Genomic DNA, 21,073 nt, shown 5'->3' with positions numbered 1-21,073 from the left:
GGATGGGACAGGCGGTTGATTTTTTGGTGATCGGCCAGGGCATTTCGGGGAGCTTCTTATCCTTTGAGCTCGAGCGGGCGGGATTGACGCATCTCGTGATCGATGAGGCGTTGCCCCATACGGCCTCGCGGATCGCGGCGGGGCTGATCAACCCTGTGACGGGTCGAAGGCTGGTTACGACCTGGATGATCGACGAGTTGCTGGGTTTTGCACGGGAAGCTTATGGCAGGCTGGGTGAGGCGTTGGATGGCTCCTTTTTCTCCCCAGTGACGGTGGTGGACTTCTTTCCCACGGCGCAGATGCGGCTGGCATTTTTGCGACGGCTGGAAGAGGGTGGGCCTTATCTGCGGGTGCCCGGAGATGAGCGCGACCAGTTGGATCGTTTTCAGTATGAGCTGGGGTATGGGTCGATCGGGCCCTGCTATCTTGTCGATGTCCCCGGCCTGCTGGATGCGTGCCGGCGGCGGATGAAGGCGGCGGGGGGCTTGCTGGAAGAACGATTTGAGTTGCGGGACCTGATCGTCGCCGGCGACGGCGTGCGCTATCGCGACCTCGAGGCGCGGCGGATCGTGTTTTGCGATGGGGCGGCGGGCTTTGATAATCCTTATTTTTCGCGGCTGCCATTTGCTCCAAACAAGGGGGAGGCCCTGATCGTGGAGGTGCCGGGATTGGATATGAAGGACATGATCGCCAAGATGGGGATCAGCCTGGTGCCCTGGGGGGACGACCTATATTGGACAGGTTCGTCGTATGAATGGTCGTTTGAGCATGGGGAGCCGACGGAGCTTTTTCGGCAGCGGACGGAGGCGACGTTGCGGAGTTGGCTGAAGCTCCCCTTCCGGACGCTCGAGCATTTTGCCGCGGTCCGGCCGGCGACGCTGGAGCGCCGCCCGTTTGTGGGGTTTCATCCGGCGTATCCGGCGGTTGGGATACTTAACGGAATGGGGACGAAGGGGTGTTCGCTGGCTCCATATTTTTCGCATGCGCTGGTACAACATGTTTTGACGGGCGCGCCCATCCGGGCGGATGCCGACGTGAAAAGATTTACGAAGGTTCTTTTGAGGCAGACTTAAACTGCGGTGGCCGTTTCGGGACGCAGGAGGATGGTCGTGCTGCCGGTGACACAATCCAGCGGGTCCTGGTTGAGGACGCGGGACATGGCCTTGTACAATTCGGGGAGCTCGTGCCGGAAGGGAACCGGGCTTTCGAAGAAGACCTCGACGGCCACGGCCCAGAACTCGTGGTAGTTAGTGGCCGCATAGTCGCCCAGCATATTGCGGATGCCGTGTTCACCCTGCATAGCGGTAAAGATGGGGCGGGCAACCTTGGAGAAGTTGGGGAATTCTTTTTTAAAGTGTTTGTCTTCCTCGGTCTGGGTAATGAAATTGACATAGGCGAGGGCGTGTGCCATCTCATGAAGGCCGACATTGCAGTTGGCCGTCTGGCCGGTGATGCCGCGCATGAAGTTATCCCAGGAGAGGTAGATGCCGGTTTGATCCACATGGCCCATAAAGGGACGGGAATAGAATCCGTAGTGATAGTCATCCCGGAGGATGAAAATGTCATCGAAATAGTTGAGCTTGAACTTATCGAGGCCGAATGTGAGCTGGACGGCGGCGGCGCTGACCAGGATCGGCATTTCGGCCGACTGTTCCACCTCTATATAATGGAAGTTCTTCGAATGCTGGAAGAGCCAGGTGCGGAAGAGGAATTTCCGCTGATCTTCCAGGCCCAGGCGGTTATAGTAGCGAAAGTGGCGGGCTACCACGGAATGGTAGAACGTTTCTTTTCCGAGGAACCTTTTGAACTGATGTCTTGTGTAAAGTCGTTGAAAAAGGGATGTGACCGGACGATTTAGAAGTAGAATCCCCAGCACCAATGAAAAAATGACAATGATTTCCATAAGGTTCATTTTCTGTAGTTCTAAGAAGTGATAAAACAAACCAGGTCTTACATTGGCTATGGATACGGAACTCAGGTTTTCAGATTGGATGGGAAAACCTACAGTGGGGTTTAATCAAGAGGAATGAATCGTACGGATGCCAACAAAGTAGACATTATTCCTGAAAAAGAGAAGTGTTGTGAAAAAATTTTTATCAATCAATTGATTGTCAAAATTTTACGAGGCGTCAGCGGATCCTGGTTGAGCAAGACGCAGAGAGAGGAGTAGAGGTCCGGCAACTGGCGTTTGAACGCTGTCGACTTTTCGAAGAAGGTTTCGATACAGACTGCCCAGAATTCCTGGTAGTTGGTGGCGGCATAGGGGTCGAGGAAGATGCTTTCGCCCGTCTTCATGCGTTCAAAGATGGGGCGGCCAACGGCGGAAAAGGCAACGAATTGATCATGGAAGGCATAATCGCGGCCTTCCCGGACCGTAAAATTTACATAAGTGAGCGCATGGGCCATCTCATGAAGACCGACGTTCTGTCCGTCGGAATAATTGCTGAACTCACGGAGAAAATGCGCCCAGGAGAGATAGATGCCATCCTCGCTTACATGGCCTTCGAAGGGCATGTTGTAGAGACCAAAAAGGTATTTGTCCTTTATAATATAGATGGTCCTGAAGTGATCGAGGAGGAAATGTTCGAGGCCGAAGGTGAGTTGTACAGCGGCTGCGCTGATGAGCAGGGGCATTTTTTCCTCGGGTTCGATGTCGACATATTTAAATTCCTTTGCCTGCATGAAGAGCATCACCCTTCGCAGGAACCGTTCACGGTCCATGTTGCTGAGGCTGCGGTAATAGGGATTATAGCGGGCAAGCAGGGTATTGAAGTTGTCTCGCTGCAGCTCGAGGGTGCGGTTGCGCAGCTTGAACCGGATCCGCTTCAGTCCTGCGGTGATCAGGACAACCAGCGGCAAGGCGAGGATCGAAAGTATGGTACCCGGCTTCATTATCCGGAAAAATAGCAATTTTTCCCGCATCCTACCTACCTTTGGCGCTCAAAAAACGGGCAATGTATAGGACTCACACCTGTGGAGAATTAAGAAGCGCCCAGATCGGCCAGACCGTGACGCTGGCAGGATGGGTGCAGACGCTTCGGAAATTTGGCAGTATTACTTTTATCGATCTGCGTGACCGTTATGGCATCACGCAGCTTCTGTTCGGCGAGAACCTGAACAAGCAGCTGTCGGACCAGCCCCTGGGCCGGGAATATGTTCTGCAGGTGAAGGGGGTCGTGACCGAGCGGACCAGCAAGAACCCGCAGTTGCCCACGGGCGATATCGAGATCACGGTGCAGTCCTTTGCGATCCTGAACAAGGCCGCGACGCCGCCTTTTACCATCCAGGACGATACGGATGGGGGCGATGACCTGCGGATGAAATACCGGTTCCTCGATCTGCGGCGGCCGGCCGTCCGCAAGAACCTCGAGTTGCGGTATGCCGTGAACCGGGCGGCCCGCAATTATCTCCATGAGAATCATTTTATGGACCTGGAGACTCCTTTTCTGATCAAATCGACGCCGGAGGGCGCCAGGGATTTCGTGGTGCCGTCGCGGATGAACCCGGGCCAGTTCTATGCCCTGCCGCAGTCGCCGCAAACCTTCAAGCAATTGCTGATGGTGAGCGGTTATGACCGGTATTTTCAGGTCGTGAAGTGTTTTCGCGACGAGGACCTGCGGGCTGACCGACAGCCTGAATTCACCCAGATCGACTGCGAGATGAGCTTTGTGGAGCAGGAAGATATCCTGGCGATGTTCGAGGGCATGGTGAAGTACATCTTCAAGACCGTGAAGGATATCGACTATACGGCTGTTGTGGAGCGGATGACCTGGGAGGAAGCGATGTGGCAATATGGTAATGACAAACCCGATATCCGGTTTGGGATGAAATTGTTGAATTTGAAATCCGCCTTTACGAAGGGTGGGGCGATTACCGCCACCGGCGAGCTGATCAATGGCGCCGGGTTTGGCGTTTTCGACAATGCCGAGACGGTGCTGGCCATCGCCGTGCCGGGGGGCAATGAATATACGCGTAAGCAGCTCGATGAGCTGACGGAATGGGTGAAGCGGCCGCAGATCGGCATGCAGGGGCTGGTGTATATCCGGTGCGCTGAAGATGGATTCAAGAGCAGTGTCGACAAGTTTTATGGTACCGAGAAGCTGAAGGCCATTGCGGATGCCGCGGGGGCGAAACCCGGGGATCTCGTCCTGGTGCTGGCGGGCCGTGAGGAGCGGACGCGGAAGGCGATGAGCGAGCTGCGGCTGGAGATGGGCAAGCGGCTTGGGCTGCGGCGGGAGGATGAGTTCAAGCTGTTGTGGGTGCTGGATTTTCCGTTGTTCGAATATGCCGAGGACGAGAACCGCTGGGTGGCAAGGCATCATCCTTTTACGGCACCTAAGCCGTCGGACATTGAAGTGATGATCAATAATAGCCCTGTTATCGAGGATGCGGATAAATATCTCGAGCATCCTTACAGTCACATCAAGGCGAATGCCTATGACATGGTCCTCAACGGGAATGAGATCGGGGGCGGTTCGATCCGCATTTATCAGCGTCCGCTGCAGGAGAAGATGTTCGCTGCGCTGGGAATGACCAATGAAGAAGCGCTTCATAAATTCGGTTTCCTGCTGGGGGCCTTTGAATATGGTGCTCCCCCGCATGGAGGGATTGCGTTTGGCTTTGACCGGCTGTGTGCGATCCTGGGCGGCAGTGAGAGCATCCGGGACTTTATCGCGTTCCCGAAGAACAATGCCGGCAGGGACGTGATGCTGGATGCGCCGAGTACGATCGACGAAAAACAGCTGAAGGAGCTGTCGATCCAGTTGGATACGAGTGGGAGGGACAGTCTATGAAACGAGCATTGAAAGTAGCCAGCGTACTGACCTGGTTCAATCTGATCTTTTGGGGTCTTATGACTGTATTTGTATTATTGGCGGCGCCGGTCATGGGCCTCGTGGCGTTGGTAGGCGCCGTTTTGTTGAGCGCCATTCCGCTGAACTGCTACGCTGCCCTGCAGCTGCATAAGAGCATCCGCCGGCCTGAGATCCGGCTTAGCCACCAGACGCCTGTCGGCATCCGGTTCATTGGGTTTGTGTCCCTGTTCTTTGGTCTGACGACGGTGATGGATCAGTTGACCAATCTGCAACAGCCGGCCAAGATGCTTACCCTACTGAAGGAATCCATATCCGGCATGAAGGGGCTTGAATTTATGACTGTGAATACGGTCAGGATCGTATCGGTGGTGGGTCTTGTGTTGGGATTGGCCGTGGTAGTGAATGTGATCCTTAATTTCCGGCTTTTGCGGTGGTATTACCTGGTGCATCAGAGCGATGCCTCATAGTTTTGAGCGGCGGCTGATGACGAGGCGGGCCAGGAGGGCCAGCAGTGCGACCGCGATCGTTGCGAGGAAGAGCAGGCGTTCGACTGCGCCCAGGGGCCTTCCTTTTCCTTTCTGAATATTTGTCCGGCAGTCGGCAAGGTAGTTGTAGATGCCGGGGTAGTGGGGATTCAGTCGTTGTACGACTTCGAAGCTCTGCAATGCTGCGCCATACCGGTGCCGGTCGTATTCTTCCAGCGCCTGCGCGAAGCGGTGGGTAGCGCTGCCGGGCCTGGCGTCGATGCCGGCGCTGTCGAGGTATTCATTCAGGATGGTGACAGGGACGGCGAAGTTGAGCCCGGCGGCGAGGATACCATTGTTCTCCAGACTGCCGAAGGTTGTGAGTCCTACCACTTCGCCCCGTTGGTTGCAAACGGGGCCGCCGCTGCTTCCATGATTGATATTGGCGTCCATCTGGACCAGGGGCCAGCCGCCCACGGAGCGTTTTATGGCGCTGACGATGCCGGTGGTGAGGGTCGGTTCGATGGCGGAGGCGGCGGAGACAAAATCATTATTCGTTACGGGGCCGGGATAGCCATAGACGAAGAGCTGCTCACCTACCTGGGGAAGATCGTCAGGGGCGAGTGTGAGCACCGGCATTTCTTCTTTGGCGTCGATCTTGAGAATCGCGATATCCTTGCCGGGCATCGGCTGGCCTTTGATGATGACGCCTGCCTGGCGTTTGACCGTATCGGAGTGTTGTCTGCCGCTGTCGCTGCGGTAAACGACATAGATATTCTTCCGGAGATCGTAAAGGATCATCGAGAAGAGGCGGGAGTAAACGGAGGCGTAGGTGTCGTAGAGCAGGCTGCGTTGTTGTTCGGTAAAATGCGTGGCCCAGGAAGTCTCGAGGGCGGCGATGGAGGCTTCGGTGATCTGGCGGAATGCCGAGAGGATGAACTGGCGGCGGATAAACGCATCGTCCCGATCGATCAGGTGGCAGTTGGTTGCCACATAGCCATCTCCGGTGATGAAGAAGCCGGTGCCGGTGGAGGTGATCTGTTCGGGTTGCTTGATGTAATCGAAGGTCGTCTGGAAGAACCGCGTCGGGCGGCTGTTCATTTCACGGAGGACGATGTCCAGTTTTTGTTCGGCGGTGACGCCGCCGCCATGGTCCAGGTTTTGAATGGAGTCCAGCAGGGTATTGAATGCCCTGTTATCCATTTTCATGCTATTGACGTAGACGTTGGCCGTGTACTCGGTCCGGATCATGACGATGCCCGGACGGTTGAGGGCATAGTTCTCAACCCCCGACAATTTGGGGTCCTGACCGGCGGCCATAGCCATGAGAGCGACCAGGCTCAAAAGAAAAGCCAACAGGCAAGGATTTGGCTTGAGGGTTTTGATCATTTCCGGCAAGAATTTTTGCGCCTTCGGCGCTTAGCGCTAAAGTTGGGCCTTCGGCCAATAGCCCTCCGGGCTATTAACAGCAAAACGGATAACTTGTTGTACTATTGTTGTTTAAATTTTGTTATGGTAGCTCCACAGGCCCCGCTGGCCGAGCGGCTTCGTCCGCAGACGCTGGATCAGCTGGTCGGTCAGCAGCATCTGACCGGGAAGAAGAGTGTATTGCGGACCGCCATCGAGCATGGGAAGCCGCCTTCCATGATCCTTTGGGGGCCGCCGGGAACGGGTAAGACGACCATTGCCGGGATCATTGCCAACACCCTGCGGGTACCCTTCTATACGCTCAGCGCCATCGCGGCGGGGGTGAAGGAGGTACGGGAAGTGATCGCCGAGGCCAAAGATAAGGAGAAGGCCATCCTTTTTATCGACGAGATCCACAGGTTCAACAAGGGTCAGCAGGATGCCTTGCTGGGGGCCGTCGAGAAGGGGATCGTTACCCTGATCGGCGCCACGACGGAGAATCCTTCTTTTGAGGTAAACAGCGCCTTGTTGAGCCGTTGCCAGGTGTATGTGCTGAAACCGCTGACCGATGAGGACCTGAACAAGCTGATCGACCATGCGCTTAGCGCCGATGCCTGGCTGAGGGAACTGGGTATCGAGGTGCGGGACCGGGAGGCGTTGATCAATATTTCCGGCGGCGATGCGCGGAAGCTGCTGAACCTGCTGGAGGTGGTCTGCGATGCGGTGGGCAAGGGCGCCGTCGTCACGGATGCCATCGTGATGGATATCGCGCAGCAACGGATCGCGCTGTATGACAAGAAGGGCGAACAGCACTACGATATCATCTCCGCTTTCATCAAATGCATCAGGGGAAGCGATCCTAACGCTGCCGTATATTGGCTGGCGAGGATGATCGAGGGCGGCGAGGATGTGAAGTTCATCGCAAGAAGGATGCTGATACTCGCGAGCGAGGATATCGGCAATGCCAATCCGAACGCCTTGCTGCTCGCCAATGCCTGCTTCGATGCGGTGAACAAGATCGGCTATCCTGAAGCCAATCTCATCCTTTCTCAATGCGCCATCTACCTGGCAACATCACCCAAGAGCAATTCCGCGACGACGGCTATCGGCGCGGCGCAGGCGGCCGTGCGCAATAACGGCGACCTTCCGGTTCCGCTGCATATCCGAAATGCGCCGACGCGGCTGATGAAGAACCTCGATTACGGCAAGGGATATCAATACAGCCACAGCTATTCGGGAAATTTTTCTTTGCAGGAATACCTGCCGAAGGAACTCGAGGGAACGAAGTTCTACGAGCCGGGGAAGAATGCGCGGGAGGAGGAGCTGCGAAAGTTCCTCAAGGGTCTTTGGGGCGACAAATATGGATACTGAGAACTTTCTTTTAAATATGATAAACTGGAGCATTAAACCTTTCGATCAATTGACGCAACAGGAATTGTACGCCATTCTCCGGCTGCGCAGCGAAGTATTCGTCGTCGAGCAGAACTGTGTCTTTCTCGATATGGATAACAAGGATCAGCATTGCGAGCATATTATGGCGTGGCGGGGATCCTTGCTTGCCGCTTATTCACGGATCGTGCCCGCGGGAATTTCCTATGTGGAATCTTCGATAGGAAGGATCGTAACATCCCCTGCTGCGAGAGGCAGCGGTATCGGCAGAGAGTTGCTTGTGAAGAGCATCGATTATTTATATGGGTTGTATGGACGATGCGATATTCGTATCGGTGCGCAGTACTATCTGAAAAAATTTTATACCTCTTTTGGATTTGTCCAGAAAGGGGAAATATATCTCGAAGACGGAATCGAACATATAGAGATGCTGTTATCCAAGCACTAATGCAGTTCCCTCATTGGGAATGAGTTGGGAAAGTTTTTCGAATGTCCCCTGTGGATAAAATAGTTAACTCTATGTACACAATTTGATTCCCGATTTTCGTTTCTTACATACAACCCCCTTTCCAATTTCGATTGAGAGGAGGAATCCAAACCATCGGAAAACTAAATCTAATATCAATGAAACAGAGTTTACACTCCTTGAGATGGAAGTGTTTGTTTGTGGCCGTAACCTTATGCTTCTCGTCTTCCGTTTTCGCCCAGGAAGATGCACAAAAAACAACCGAGGCCGGTATCACAGTAGGACCCATGGTCTTCTTAGGCGACCTGGGTGGTCACGCGGGGAAGGGTACGACCTTCATCAAGGACTATAACATGAACACTACGAAGCTGGCATTTGGGGCTTTTTACGCCGCCTATCCCACGCAGTGGTTGGGTTTTCGACTCTCAGCAACTTTTGGCAGTATCGAAGGAGATGATGGCAACATCACGCCGAAAGGCGGTGATGAGGAGACTCGTCTGGCCCGTCACCTCGATTTCCGCAGCAAGATAATTGAAGGAACGATCATGGCCGAAGTATATCCGACGGTGTTCCTGGAAGAGGAACCGGATGATGTGACTGCCCGTCTTCGTCCTTATGGCGTCATCGGTTTGGGTTTGTTCCATTTCAATCCGCAGGGCAGCTACCGCAATCAATATGGCGATGTGACCTGGGTCGATCTGCAGCCTCTGCACACGGAGGGTCAGGGTTTCCCCGAGTATCCCGACCGCAAGCCTTATAAGCTGACGCAGATGAATATCCCGATCGGTGTAGGTATCAAGTACTTCCTGTCCGAGAACCTGAACCTTTCGTTCGAGATCGTGCATCGCAAGACGTTCACGGACTATATCGATGACGTGAGCACCCGGTATGTCGATCCGGCGTTGTTCGCGAAGTATCTGTCCCCTTCGCAGGCGGCCATCGCGCTGGCGATGTCCAACAAGTCTGCCCAGGGTTACAATACGCCCGGATATGGCGTCAATGCGAAGAGAGGCGACCCCACCCAGAACGACGCGTATTTCACGGCGCAGTTCAAACTTGGGATCCGCATCGCGGGACGTACCGAGACCCGCTGGAGGAACTCTACGCACTGTCCGCTGTTAAGGTTCTAAGAATTAGCTTTAGTTGTTGATCGTACTCATATTTTTCTCAGATCGTTGTTTTAAGTGTTTGTTTTAAGTTGTTGTTTAATCCGTACCCTTTTTTTTCATCTATCGATTGATCTATGAACCATTTTGTACCCCTGAAGAAAACTAACCCGTCTCTGAGCGCCGTATACAGGCTGGCCATCATCGGTCTGGCCCTTGGCGTTCAATGTTCTTCCGCCCTTGCGGCCGGCACGGACCCGAGCCCGTCGCAAGTCACTTCTTCAAGAGGGTCCTATGATACTATCCACAGTATCCAGATCAATAAAGCCCAGACCAGCAAGAAGCACAAGATCAAGCTGTATTCCGATGCGAGGCAGCAGGTGCTGTTCTTTTCTGCTAATGGGGACGAGGGTAAGGTCTACCAATTGTACCTGTTCGACATGGACGGCCGGCTGGTGAGTCAAACCCGTATCCGCAGCCGTGAGACCACGGTGCTTTCAAATATTTCAGAAGGAAACTTTCTTTTCGAGGTTTTCACCGATGACGAGCGTATTGAAAATGGGCAATTGACGGTGAGGTGATATCTCCATTAATGTCTAACCAATAAGCAAGCAGGGAAATTGGTAAAATCCGAATATCCGAAGGTTAAGTAAAACCTGATCCGTTCCCTATTTAGGTACCCTTTCTAAACACAAAGATTTTATTAATCACTCCCTGCTACCGCTTATTGGGAGTCATTCCAAAAAAATCGCCGCACAAAGCGGCGATTTTTTTTACAGGAAAATCTTCGCCGCCTCTTTCCAGTTGTTGATGCGGTCGTAGCCGGTGACGTTAAGGTTATGCTGGGAGGTGTATAAATAGGGTTTCCCTTTGAATCCTTGCAGGTTTTTCAGGTGGTCGTCGATCATATAGTCGCCGAAGACCAGGTCCTTGCTGCCGGTGAGGGCGATCTGTTTCCAGGTGAAGAAGGGAAAATGATCCATCAGCCATTCATATTTATCTTTCAGGGAATTGGGGAACTCCATGGCTGCGGAGACGATGAACACCTCATAGCGTTTGTTGAGCTCCCGGAGCACGTCCACGCTGTCTTCCATGACGGGCAGGTGGCGGAAGAAGCCGGGGGAACGGAGGCGGTCGAGGATCAATTGCCGGTGTTGTTCGGGGAAGCCGGTCAGCCAGCTGCCGATCATCCTGCTTTTATCGGGTTCGGCGCCATATTCTTTCTTATACCATTCTATCATTTCGCCCATCGGGTCGGCTATGACCTCGTCCATGTCGATAATAATGCGTTTGCTCATAGTTCGTCTTTCAGGAATTTTGCAGTATGGCTCTCCTTGTTCTTTATCAACTCTTCGGGAGTGCCTTCGAAGAGGATCCTGCCGCCGCCGTCGCCGCCTTCGGGTCCGATGTCGATAATTTGGTCGGCGACCTTTATCACGTCGAGGTTGTGTTCGATGACCAGCACGGTGTTGCCGCGATCGACGAGTTTGTTGAGGACATCGAGCAGGTGCCGGATGTCCTCGAAGTGAAGACCGGTGGTGGGTTCATCGAGGATATAGAATGTTTTGCCGGTATCTTTTTTGCCGAGTTCGGTGCCCAGTTTGACGCGTTGTGCTTCGCCACCGCTGAGGGTAACGGCGGACTGGCCGAGGGTAATATAGCCCAGGCCCACCTCCTGCAACACCTTTATCTTGCGATAGAGGTAGGGAACGGCCTGGAAGAATTCGACGGCTTCGTCGACGGTCATATCGAGGACATCGCTGATGGATTTGCCTTTATAGCGGATCTCGAGTGTTTCGCGGTTATAGCGCCGGCCGTTGCATTTCTCGCAGTGGACGTAGACGTCGGGCAGGAAGTTCATTTCGATGACGCGCATGCCGCCGCCTTCACAGACGTCGCAGCGGCCGCTTTTTACGTTGAAGGAGAAGCGGCCCGCGTTATAGCCTCGGATCTTTGCTTCGGGTACCGAAGCGAAGAGGGTCCGGATATCGGTGAAGAATCCGCAATAGGTGGCGGGGTTGCTTCTCGGCGTGCGGCCGATGGGTGACTGGTCGATCTCGATCACCTTGTCGATGTTCTCGAGGCCCTTTACACTTTTATATGGCAGCGGCGTTACGCGGCTATTGTAGGCGTGTTTGCTGAGGATGGGATAGAGCGTCTCGTTGATGAGGGTCGATTTCCCGCTGCCGCTTACGCCGGTGACGACGATGAGTTTTCCGAGGGGGAATTTAGTGTCGACGTTCTTCAGGTTGTTGCCCCTGGCGCCTTTCAACTCGAGGAATTTCCCGTTGCCTTTCCGGCGTTCGGCGGGGACCTCGATCTTGCGGCGACCGTTGAGGTAGTCCGCCGTGAGGGTATTCAATTTGAGCAGGGCGGGTGGGCGGCCCTGGGCGACGACGCGGCCACCGTGGAAGCCGGCCTTCGGGCCGATGTCGACGAGGTAGTCCGCGGCGAGCATGATATCCTTGTCGTGTTCGACGACGAGGACGCTGTTGCCGATATCGCGAAGGTTCTTCAGCGCCTGGATGAGGCGATGGTTATCGCGCTGGTGGAGGCCGATGCTGGGTTCGTCGAGGATATAGGTGATCCCCTGCAGCTGCGAGCCGATCTGGGTGGCGAGCCTGATCCGTTGGGACTCCCCGCCGCTAAGCGTCCGGGAGGAGCGGTCGAGGGTAAGATAGGTCAGCCCCACATCTGAGAGGAACTGGAGTCTTTCGCGGATCTCTTTGAGAATATCCTTTGCGATGATGTTCTGTTTGTTGCCGAGCTTCTTTTCGACGGTGGCGAACCATTCCATCAGGAGGTTGAGGTTCATGGCGCTGAGTTCGGCGATGTTCTTCTCCCCTACCCTGAACCAGAGGCTTTCCTTGCGAAGGCGGGCGCCGCCGCAGGTATCGCATGTTTTGAGTTCCATGAAGCGTTCGACCCAGTCGCGCAGGGACTCGCTCTGGCCGCCGCCGGAGAACCAGCGCTTCAGCGCCGGGATGATGCCTTCGTAGTCCGTGGTGTAGATCTGCCCCATGCCGGCATTCTCATCATATTCCACGTCAAGGGTTGTGTCGCCGGCCTCGTTGCCATAGAGTACGAGGTTCAGCGCCTTTTTGGGCATTTCCTTTACCGGGGTATCGAGGGAGAAGCGGTTCTTTTTTGCGAGGGCCTGCACCTGGCGGAACATATAGGCTTCGCGTTCTTCGCCGAGGGGCGTGATGGCGCCTTCATTGATACTTTTTGAATCGTCGGGAATGATCGCGTCCAGGCTGATCTGATAGACGACGCCCAGGCCCTTGCAGGTGGGGCAGGCTCCGTAGGGAGAGTTGAACGAAAAGCTGTTTGGCGAGGGCTCTTCATAGCTGATGCCGGTGTCTTCGCACATCAGCTGTTTGCTGTATTGAAACAGCTTGTTATCGTCGTTGAGCAGGAGGAAGAGCAGGTCTTTGCCCATCTGGAGTGCTTTCTGAACGCTTTGGCCGAGCCGGGCCTTCATATCCTCCGTAACGGCCAGGCGATCGATGACGACCTCGATATCGTGGATCTTATAGCGATCGACCTGCATCTTGGGGACGAGGTCTTTTACTTCGCCGTCGACCCTGACCTTGAGATAGCCTTTTTTCCGGATGTCCTCGAAGAGCTCGCGGTAATGGCCTTTCCGGCCGCGGACGAGCGGTGCGAGGATGGAGATCTTTTTATTCTTGAATTTTTTGAAAACGTTGTCGACGATCTCCTCTTCGCTGAACTTGGTCATCTTCTTCCCGGTGTTGTAGGAATGCGCTTCGCCGATACGGGCGTAGAGGAGGCGGAGGAAGTCATAGATCTCTGTGACGGTGCCGACGGTACTACGGGGATTCTTATTGGTGGTCTTTTGTTCGATGGAGATGACGGGGCTGAGGCCAGTGATCTTGTCGACGTCGGGTCGTTCCATGTCGCCGATGAATTGCCGGGCATAGGCGCCGAAGCTTTCCATGTACCGGCGTTGGCCTTCGGCATAGATCGTGTCGAATGCGAGGGAGGATTTACCGCTGCCGCTGATGCCGGTGATGACTACCAGCTGGTTGCGCGGGATGCGGATGTCGATGTTTTTGAGGTTGTGTACCCGCGCGCCGGATACTTCGATGCTCTCTTCGCCGGGCTGTTGTGTACCGGCTTCCGTATTTATCGCCATATCCGCGCAAGTTACGAAATCTTTGCTAAAAAATTTGGGCCGGAGCAGCGCTCCGGCCCACGATACAGCTAACTAGTTATGGCTCAGCGATGTAAAGTAATGGTTGGCAGTTTCACCGTCTTCATCGAGTCGACCTTTATGTTCAGGATGGTCGTGTCCTGGTAGCCGTTGCGGCCTTTGAAGTTGAAGGACCAGGTGCCGGCCGGAACGCCGCGGAACTTATATGCGCCATTTCCGAAGGGCACGGCATAGATCGTATCGGCGCCGTTGGTGCCGGTGACGAGTGCGCCTGCGCCGGGCGGCAATACGGTACCTTGTACTTTGGAGCTGACCATGTCGTTAAAGACGACGAAGAAGGGCTTCAGGTAGAAGGTGCCGCTCCAGAAGAAGATCGAGCGCCCGAGATTGAAGTCCAGCCACAGCTTGAATTCGTTGTTGGTGACGTTCTGTACGTTGGTGCGGCCGACATTGATGGTGAATGATGGGCTGGGTCCGAAGATCTCGAGCGGATAGTGCGTTGTGCTGTCGGTGTAGATGGTATTATCGGAGCCGAGGGTGACCCTGATCTTGAGGATCTTCCCCGTGGAATAGAGTCCGGAAGCCAGCAGCGTGTCGGTGCCGTTGCGCAATTGGAGAAGATCGTATACACCGGGCGTGATGTTGAGCGTGTCCCAGATGACGGAGCTGTTTTGTCTCGTGCGATGTTCGCCGCAATAGCTGTCGTCCCATTGATCATCATGGTCGGCATCATTCTGTTTGGAGGCGGTGTCTATTTCCACTGCCACCTGGCGGATGTCGATCAATACTTTTGTATAATCGGCGGGGCCGTCCATCATGTATATCGATACCTGTGATTGTCCTTTAGGGATGTTGGGATTGGAGTCCGAAGAGTTGCTCTTGTGGCACGCAGCAAAAACTAATACGGCCGTGGCGCCGGTTGCGGCTGCCAGCCATTTGGTTACCGTTTTCATGTTTGTGTAGTTTTATGCGTAGAGATACTCCATCCTTCATCCAAGGGTTGCCAAAAACCGTTCCAAAAATGCGTTATTGACCGGTTAAGGGTTGGTTAACCTATGTTAATCAACCATTAACGGTCAGTCTGAACAAAAAACCGGGGGTGGATTTGGAAATATCGCGAAGGTGATGGTATATTTGCGGCAGTTCTTACAACATCTCTTATCAAGAAAGGCTGAGGGAAATGGCCCGTTGAAGCCTTGACAACCTGCATTCATCCGCATTGCGGAGGATTGTAAGGTGCCAACTCCATCCCGATGGAATATCGGGACAGATAAGTCAGATCCCGGCTTGAAAATATCGATACAACATATTCAAAGCTCTTCTGACAGATCAGAAGAGCTTTTTTTTGTCCTCTTCTGAAGGCCTTGGTAAGTGGTGTCGCTGAACAATTTTTTAATCAATAAAAATTTGTTTCTCATGCAAGCGACAACACAACTGATCCACAGCATTCCTGTTGACCCCGCAACCGGCGCGATTGCGGTGCCTATTTACCAGACCTCGACTTTTGTGCAGGAGGCGCCTGGGGTGAACAAGGGTTTTGATTATGCGCGTACGGGCAATCCTACCCGCGCCACACTGGAAAATCTTGTAGCACAACTGGAAGGGGGCAGCACCGGGGCTGCTTTTGCCAGCGGGCTGGCTGCCATCGACGCGGTAGTGAAGCTGCTGGAAGCCGGCGACGAGATCGTTGCGGTGGATGACATTTACGGCGGCGCCTTCCGGCTTTTCGAGCAGGTGTACCGCAAGTTCGGCATCACCACTCACTATGTGGACACATCGAATCCCGAGGCTGTTTTTCATGCACTGACCCCCAAGACCAGGCTGATCTGGATCGAGACGCCGACCAATCCTACGTTGAAGATCACGGATATCCGGGCGATCGCCCGGATTGCGAAGGCGCATAAATACGTCGGTCCTTTGGACAAGCCGCTTTCAGCGGCTCAAGGCGCATTGCTTTGCGTGGACAATACCTTTGCTTCGCCGGCCCTGCAGCAACCGCTGTTGCTGGGCGCCGATATCGTGGTGCATTCCGGGACCAAGTACCTGGGCGGGCATAGCGATCTCATCGCCGGGCTGGTGGTGACCGCGGAAGCCGAGCTGGGGCAGAAGATCAAATTTCTGCAGAACGCCACGGGGTCGATCCTGGGCCCGCAGGACAGCTTCCTGCTGATCAGGGGTATCGAGACCTTACATCTGCGGGTACGGCAGCACTGTGCCAGTGCGCGCGCTATCGCCGCCTTCCTCGAAAATCATCCCGCGGTGAACAAAGTATTCTATCCGGGGTTAGTTAAGCATCCCGGTCATAACGTAGCTGCGGGTCAATCCAAGGGGTTTGGCGGGATCGTTTCCTTCTCATTGAAGGAGGACAGCATCGATGCGGCTACCGCCTTTGTCACGTCAACCCAACTTTTCAAGCTTGCCGAGAGTCTTGGGGGGATCAAGAGCCTGGTCTCGCATCCTGCCCAGATGACGCACAAGTCGATCCCGGCCGAGAAGCGGAGGGCTGCGGGTGTGACGGATGGGCTTGTCCGGCTTTCGGTGGGGCTGGAAGATGCGGAGGATCTGATCGCCGATCTGCGGCAGGCCTTGGACCGGTTGCCGGTGAAGGCGGCAACGCGGAAAAAGTTGGAATTAGAAAAATGTTAACGATAAAAAACAAGTGCAATAAATGGACACACATAAGCAGCTGACGATAGGTCTTTTTGGTTTTGGCGTAGTGGGAGAGGGTCTTTACAAGGTGCTGAAGCAAACACCTTCGCTGAGGGCCTCCATCAAGAAGGTATGTATCAAGCACCCGGGCAAGAAGCGGGATGCTCCGGCGGAGTTATTTACGACGGACCGGGAAGTTATCCTGAATGATCCGGAGATCAATGTGATCGTGGAAGTGATCAACGAGTCGGGGCCGGCCTTCGAGATCGTAACGCGGGCGTTGAAGAGCGGCAAGTCGGTTGTCAGCGCCAGCAAGAAGATGATCGCCGAGCATCTGCCCGAGCTGCTGGAGCTGCAGAAGGCGACGCACGCCTCATTCCTGTATGAGTCGGCGGCGTGTGCGTCCATCCCGGTGATCCGGAACCTGGAAGAATACTATGACAACGACCTGCTGCATTCGATCAAGGCGATCGTTAACGGCAGCACGAACTTCATCCTGACGAAGATGTTCGAAGAAAGCCTCGATTTCCAGGAGGCGTTGTTGCTGGCACAGCAGTTGGGGTTTGCGGAAAGCGATCCTTCGCTGGATGTAGAGGGCTATGATGCCGCCAATAAGTGGACCTTCCTGCTGACGCATGCTTATGGCATCGTGGTGGCGACCGATGAGCTGGTCTTCAACGGCATTCAGCATGTGCAGGCTGCGGATGCGGAGGTGGCGCGGGAAAAGCACTATGATATCAAGCTGGTCGCGCAGGCCAAGAAGCTGGCCAATGGGAAAGTGGCGGCGTTTGTGCTGCCGCAATTCATCAAACAGGACGATCATCTTGCGTTTGTGAAAAACGAGTTCAATGGCGTGGTGATCGAGAGCGGGTTTGCGGACAAGCAATTCTTTTACGGCAAGGGGGCGGGCTCCTTCCCTACTGCGTCTGCGGTGCTTAGCGATCTGTCCGCCCTGCGGTATGAATACAAATACGAATACAAGAAGCTCTATCATCATCAGCCCCATGAACTGACGGATGATTTTCATGTGCGGGTCTACCTGAGCTTCGATGACCTGAAGTATATCCCGAGGGAACGTTTCGAGGCCATCGAGGAATGGCATGCGGACAACGACCGCAAGTACCTGGTGGGCGTGATCCATTTCCGGGACATCAAGGGGCAGACCTGGTGGAAGGAGAATGGGACGTCGCTTGTTCTGACGCCCGACCCGATCATCGAGGACATGGAGGTGCGGCAGCTGAAGAAGAAGAGCCTGGAGTTGGCGGGACTTATTTAGGGATCCGGCTTTGCGGCCGGCCGCCTGGTTAGCCTGCGGCGCCGGGCGTCAGAGCCGGTAGGCATAGCCCAGCGAAAGCAGCACGTTACCCGTATTGTTCTTCCCGTCTTCCTTATATTTCTGGATATTGATGAACCCGTATTCGAAGCGGGTGTCGAAGAAGATCTTATTTCTTGTTCCCAGCGGCTTTGCGACGCCGATACCGCCGGTTACGCCGACATTCCATCGCTTAATGCTGGAAGTGACATCGGTCGTTGCAGCAAAGTCCTGCGGCGGCACCGGGCCGTACTGGGTCCCGAGGGGCTGTTGTCCCTGGGGATCGGCATAGATGAGGCTGGCGCCGCTGGTCTTTTCTTTGGCGTGGAGGAGGTAGCCGGCGTAGGGTCCTGCATTGACATAAAACTGCCAGGGAGTGCCCCAGGTAAGCTTAGCCAGGATGGGCAGCTCGAGGTAATCGAGGATTGCCTTGTTCTTGAATTTTGCGTAGAGAAAAGATCCGGGGGGCACCATCTGCGCGAGTTCGGGCGGGAGATCGGAGATCGGCTGGAGGCCGTCCCGTTTGCCGCCCTGGCCGGCATAGTTGAGCTCGGCCTGGAGTGACCAGTGGCCGTGCAGGCGGTGTTCCGCGAAAATACCGAAGTTGGCGGCCAGCCGGGAGCTGTAGTTGTCACTGAGTGGGTTGCCGCCGCCGCCGGTGAGATTGGGGATGCTGATGCCGCCCTTGAGGCCGAGCCAGGGGGTGCATGGGGTGTGCGTGCTCTGGGTGGTTTGCGCATGAGTCACAAGGGCATGCGACAGGCATGCCACCACGAGAAAGGGATGGAAATTTCTCATGATGTCGCAGTTTGAGTATAGATGGATATACTCCTCTATACAAAGGAATGCAGCGGTTGGTTCACTCGGCCCGGAGGCTGTCCACCGGGTTGGCGCGAGCGGCCTTAATGGCCTGGAAGCTGATCGTCAGCGCGGCGATAACCAGCGTCGTTGCGGCGGCTCCGACGAAGACCCAGCCATTGAGGGATACCCGATAGGGAAAATTATCGAGCCAGCGGCCGACGACAACCCAGGCGACGGGGATCGCGATGCCGAATGAAAGGAGTACCAGTGCGATAAAATTCCGTGCTACGAGGGCGCTTACGCGCCAGACGCCGGCTCCCAGCACTTTGCGGACGCCGATCTCTTTGGTGCGTTGACGGATCGACAGCAGAGAGAGCCCGAAGAGGCCGATACAGGAGATAAAGACCGTGATGACGGCGCTGCTGGTGATGATCCGGCGCCATCTTGCTTCCTGCTCATAGTATTTGAAGTTATCGTCTTCGACAAAGGAATGTTCGAAAAGATGCCAGGGATAGAAGCGCCGGTAGACGGCTTCGATCGCCGCCAGGGTCCGGGGCGTATTGGCCGGGTCGAGGCGGATCGCATAGGCGCCATACGGATCACGGGGGCCGGTGATGAAAACCTCGGGGCCGATCTTCTCTTTTAAGGTCGCGAAATGATAGTCTTTTACAACCCCAACCACGTACAGTTTTCTATCATCACCATTTAGCCTGTCGATGATCTTACCGATCGGGTGCTTCCAGCCGGCAGCCTCCGCAAAGGCCTGGTTGATGAGGGCGGACCGGGCGGAGTCGGCCGGGAAATCCCGTGAGAAGTTGCGGCCGGCCGAGAGGGATATGCCCATGGCAGACAGGTAGTCCTCGTCGACATGCATGAACCGGACATCGATGTCATGGCCTTCGGCGCGGGCCAATGTGCCCCACGTGCCGTTCAGGGTCTTGGCGACCGATCGCACACCGGGTATCCGGCTTACCTCGGTCTTGAAGGCGTTTTGCAGCGCCAGGCTGTCCGTATCACTGGACACACTCACCGTAAGAAGGTTCTTATCGTTATAGCCCAGGTCAGTATGCGAGAGGTAATCATACTGCGAATAAAAGAACATCGTGGCGATGATCAGGAAGGTAGCAAGGGCAAACTGCAGCACCACCAGCCCTTTTGCGAGGTAGTTCCTGCCACGCAACCGGGTGACCCGATGGTAGAGCGTTTCCACGGGTTTGAACCGGGAAAGCACGAGTGCCGGATAAAAGCCGGCGATGAAACCCGTTGCAAGATAAAGCCCGAGAAAGGCGGCTGTCAATGGACCGTCGACGAGATAGCTTAGGCTAAGTCGTTTGTTGGCCATTTCGTTGAACAGCGGAAGGGCCAGGCTCGCCAAAGTCAGCGCGAGGATAAAGGCGCAAGCGCATACGATGAAGGATTCACCGAGGAACTGACGGATGAGTTGGCTGCGGCTACCGCCTACGACCTTTCGCAACCCGATCTCCTTGCTGCGTTTCAGCGACTGGGCGATGGTCAGGTTGATAAAATTGATACAGGCGATGATGAGTATAAAGGCGGCAATGCCGATGAGGATGTAAGAATAGGCGGGGTCGCTCCTGTTACTGATGCCCGCATCGAGGATCGAGGTATCCAGGTGCATTTTTGAAAAGGGCTGTAACCCCCAGACGGTACTGATCTCGAAGCCGCGTTTGGCCAGCTGGGCGCGTTGTTCCGCCGATGCCGCCCAATAGACTTCTTGCATTCTGGCGGACACCCCCTGCGGAGAAGCCCCCGGTTCCAACAACAGATAGGTGCTATAGGAACCATACAGCCAGCCAGCATTGGGGTGCAGACGTTCGAACTGGGCAAATGGCAGGAGCATATCGAATTGGATGGAAGAGTTTTCGGGCGATCGCTTTGCGATCCCGGTGACGGTGAATGTTTGAAACTTTCCATCGATCTCCAGCTCCAGTGTTTTTGCGACCGCATCGCTTGTTCCGAAATATTTTTTTGCCATTTCGTCGGTAAGGACAATGGAATACGGCTCGCTCAACACTTTTGCGGGGTTACCGGCCAGCAGGGGAAAAGAAAAGACCGTGAAAAAGTTGTCGTCCACCCATGTTGCAGTCTGGCGGAAAACCTCCTTACCCCGGCGGAGCGTGAAAGAGTAATCATTGGTGCGGACATAGCTTTGGATCCCCGGGATGGCGTGTTCGAAGGCAGGTCCCTGCACCATCCCGGAAATACCCATCGTCATGTCTCTGCCATGTTTCTTATCGATGATGTGCCGGGTGACACGATACAGCCGGGCATTGTTCTTTTGAAACCGATCAAAGGTGAGTTCATCCTTGGCGTACAGTAAGATGAGCAAGCAACAGGCGAGGCCGATGCCGAGGCCGACGATGTTGATCAGTGAAAAGACGGGGTTGCGGGCAATGGTGCGGAGGACGATGGTAAGGTAGTTCCGGAACATGGCGTTGTGTTTTGGATGATGTTCAACCGAAAACCC

Annotated in this window: 17 protein-coding genes and 1 riboswitch; of the genes, 9 read left to right on the top strand and 8 right to left on the bottom strand. The window is 54.8% G+C overall.

The genetic code is table 11. The features are described from left to right. Positions 1 to 2 precede the first annotated feature (2 nt). On the top strand, positions 3 to 1,073 hold the full coding sequence (locus VHE34_RS29350) for an FAD-binding oxidoreductase (RefSeq protein ID WP_325594802.1): 1,071 nt from the start codon (positions 3 to 5) through the stop codon (positions 1,071 to 1,073). Here the strand turns inward: VHE34_RS29350 and VHE34_RS29345 are convergent. After that, a complete protein-coding gene (locus tag VHE34_RS29345) occupies positions 1,070 to 1,903 on the bottom strand; it encodes a zinc-dependent peptidase (RefSeq protein WP_325594800.1) in 834 nt (277 codons plus the stop codon). The genes VHE34_RS29350 and VHE34_RS29345 overlap by 4 nt on opposite strands. Before the next feature lie 197 nt (positions 1,904 to 2,100). Continuing rightward, positions 2,101 to 2,892 (bottom strand): zinc-dependent peptidase, encoded by a 792-nt coding sequence (locus VHE34_RS29340; RefSeq protein ID WP_325594798.1) that lies wholly within the window; start codon positions 2,890 to 2,892, stop codon positions 2,101 to 2,103. A gap of 62 nt (positions 2,893 to 2,954) precedes the next feature. On the opposite strand from VHE34_RS29340, the gene aspS reads away from it, so the two are divergent. Then, a complete protein-coding gene (gene aspS, locus VHE34_RS29335) occupies positions 2,955 to 4,793 on the top strand; it encodes an aspartate--tRNA ligase (protein ID WP_325594796.1) in 1,839 nt (612 codons plus the stop codon). Continuing rightward, positions 4,790 to 5,281, top strand: coding sequence for a hypothetical protein (locus VHE34_RS29330; protein WP_325594794.1), 492 nt, complete (start codon positions 4,790 to 4,792; stop codon positions 5,279 to 5,281). The genes aspS and VHE34_RS29330 overlap by 4 nt, the downstream gene beginning before the upstream one ends. Here VHE34_RS29330 and VHE34_RS29325 read toward each other — a convergent pair. Further along, positions 5,276 to 6,667 (bottom strand): S1C family serine protease, encoded by a 1,392-nt coding sequence (locus VHE34_RS29325; RefSeq protein ID WP_325594792.1) that lies wholly within the window; start codon positions 6,665 to 6,667, stop codon positions 5,276 to 5,278. The two genes, VHE34_RS29330 and VHE34_RS29325, sit on opposite strands and share 6 nt — an antisense overlap. Positions 6,668 to 6,790: 123 nt before the next feature. Here VHE34_RS29325 and VHE34_RS29320 point away from each other — a divergent pair, with 123 nt between their 5' ends. The 4 genes from VHE34_RS29320 (at position 6,791) to VHE34_RS29305 (ending at position 10,227) form a co-directional block, all read left to right on the top strand. Beyond that, positions 6,791 to 8,056 (top strand): replication-associated recombination protein A, encoded by a 1,266-nt coding sequence (locus tag VHE34_RS29320; protein WP_325594790.1) that lies wholly within the window; start codon positions 6,791 to 6,793, stop codon positions 8,054 to 8,056. Positions 8,057 to 8,072: 16 nt separating this feature from the next. Continuing rightward, positions 8,073 to 8,522 carry a GNAT family N-acetyltransferase gene (locus VHE34_RS29315; protein ID WP_325594788.1) on the top strand — a complete coding sequence of 150 codons (450 nt, stop codon included), beginning with the start codon at positions 8,073 to 8,075 and terminating at the stop codon, positions 8,520 to 8,522. Positions 8,523 to 8,698: 176 nt separating this feature from the next. Continuing rightward, complete coding sequence (locus tag VHE34_RS29310) at positions 8,699 to 9,670, top strand: hypothetical protein (RefSeq protein WP_325594786.1); 972 nt, start codon at positions 8,699 to 8,701, stop codon at positions 9,668 to 9,670. Between the two features lie 113 nt (positions 9,671 to 9,783). Continuing rightward, entirely contained in the window at positions 9,784 to 10,227 is a 444-nt protein-coding gene (locus VHE34_RS29305; RefSeq protein WP_325594784.1) for a T9SS type A sorting domain-containing protein, read from the top strand. A 192-nt stretch (positions 10,228 to 10,419) separates the two neighbouring features. Here the strand turns inward: VHE34_RS29305 and VHE34_RS29300 are convergent, their stop codons facing one another. From VHE34_RS29300 to VHE34_RS29290, 3 genes are all read right to left on the bottom strand, one after another. After that, positions 10,420 to 10,944, bottom strand: a complete 525-nt coding sequence (locus VHE34_RS29300) for a 5' nucleotidase, NT5C type (protein WP_325594782.1) — start codon at positions 10,942 to 10,944, stop codon at positions 10,420 to 10,422. Then, the gene (uvrA, locus tag VHE34_RS29295; protein ID WP_325594780.1) at positions 10,941 to 13,805 is read right to left on the bottom strand and encodes an excinuclease ABC subunit UvrA; all 2,865 of its coding nucleotides are present in this window, start codon (positions 13,803 to 13,805) and stop codon (positions 10,941 to 10,943) included. Before uvrA ends, VHE34_RS29300 begins: the two co-directional genes overlap by 4 nt. Before the next feature lie 83 nt (positions 13,806 to 13,888). Further along, entirely contained in the window at positions 13,889 to 14,776 is an 888-nt protein-coding gene (locus VHE34_RS29290) for a DUF4382 domain-containing protein (RefSeq protein ID WP_325594778.1), read from the bottom strand. A 202-nt stretch (positions 14,777 to 14,978) separates the two neighbouring features. Further along, a riboswitch (SAM riboswitch) is annotated at positions 14,979 to 15,100 on the top strand. A gap of 139 nt (positions 15,101 to 15,239) precedes the next feature. Here VHE34_RS29290 and VHE34_RS29285 point away from each other — a divergent pair. Together VHE34_RS29285 and VHE34_RS29280 are read left to right on the top strand one after the other, a co-directional pair. After that, the gene (locus VHE34_RS29285; RefSeq protein WP_325594776.1) at positions 15,240 to 16,469 is read left to right on the top strand and encodes a PLP-dependent aspartate aminotransferase family protein; all 1,230 of its coding nucleotides are present in this window, start codon (positions 15,240 to 15,242) and stop codon (positions 16,467 to 16,469) included. 22 nt (positions 16,470 to 16,491) lie between these two features. Beyond that, a complete protein-coding gene (locus VHE34_RS29280) occupies positions 16,492 to 17,748 on the top strand; it encodes a homoserine dehydrogenase (protein ID WP_325594773.1) in 1,257 nt (418 codons plus the stop codon). A gap of 48 nt (positions 17,749 to 17,796) precedes the next feature. On the opposite strand, the gene VHE34_RS29275 is transcribed toward VHE34_RS29280, so the two are convergent. Both VHE34_RS29275 and VHE34_RS29270 read right to left on the bottom strand, forming a co-directional pair. Beyond that, a complete protein-coding gene (locus VHE34_RS29275) occupies positions 17,797 to 18,582 on the bottom strand; it encodes a porin family protein (protein ID WP_325594771.1) in 786 nt (261 codons plus the stop codon). 61 nt (positions 18,583 to 18,643) lie between these two features. Then, a complete protein-coding gene (locus VHE34_RS29270; RefSeq protein ID WP_325594769.1) occupies positions 18,644 to 21,037 on the bottom strand; it encodes an ABC transporter permease in 2,394 nt (797 codons plus the stop codon). Positions 21,038 to 21,073 lie beyond the last annotated feature (36 nt).

The sequence above is a fragment of the Puia sp. genome (assembly GCF_035546395.1).
Taxonomy (GTDB): domain Bacteria; phylum Bacteroidota; class Bacteroidia; order Chitinophagales; family Chitinophagaceae; genus Puia.
Note: the sequence above shows the minus strand (reverse complement) of the source record. Positions and strands in the feature narration are given on the sequence as shown.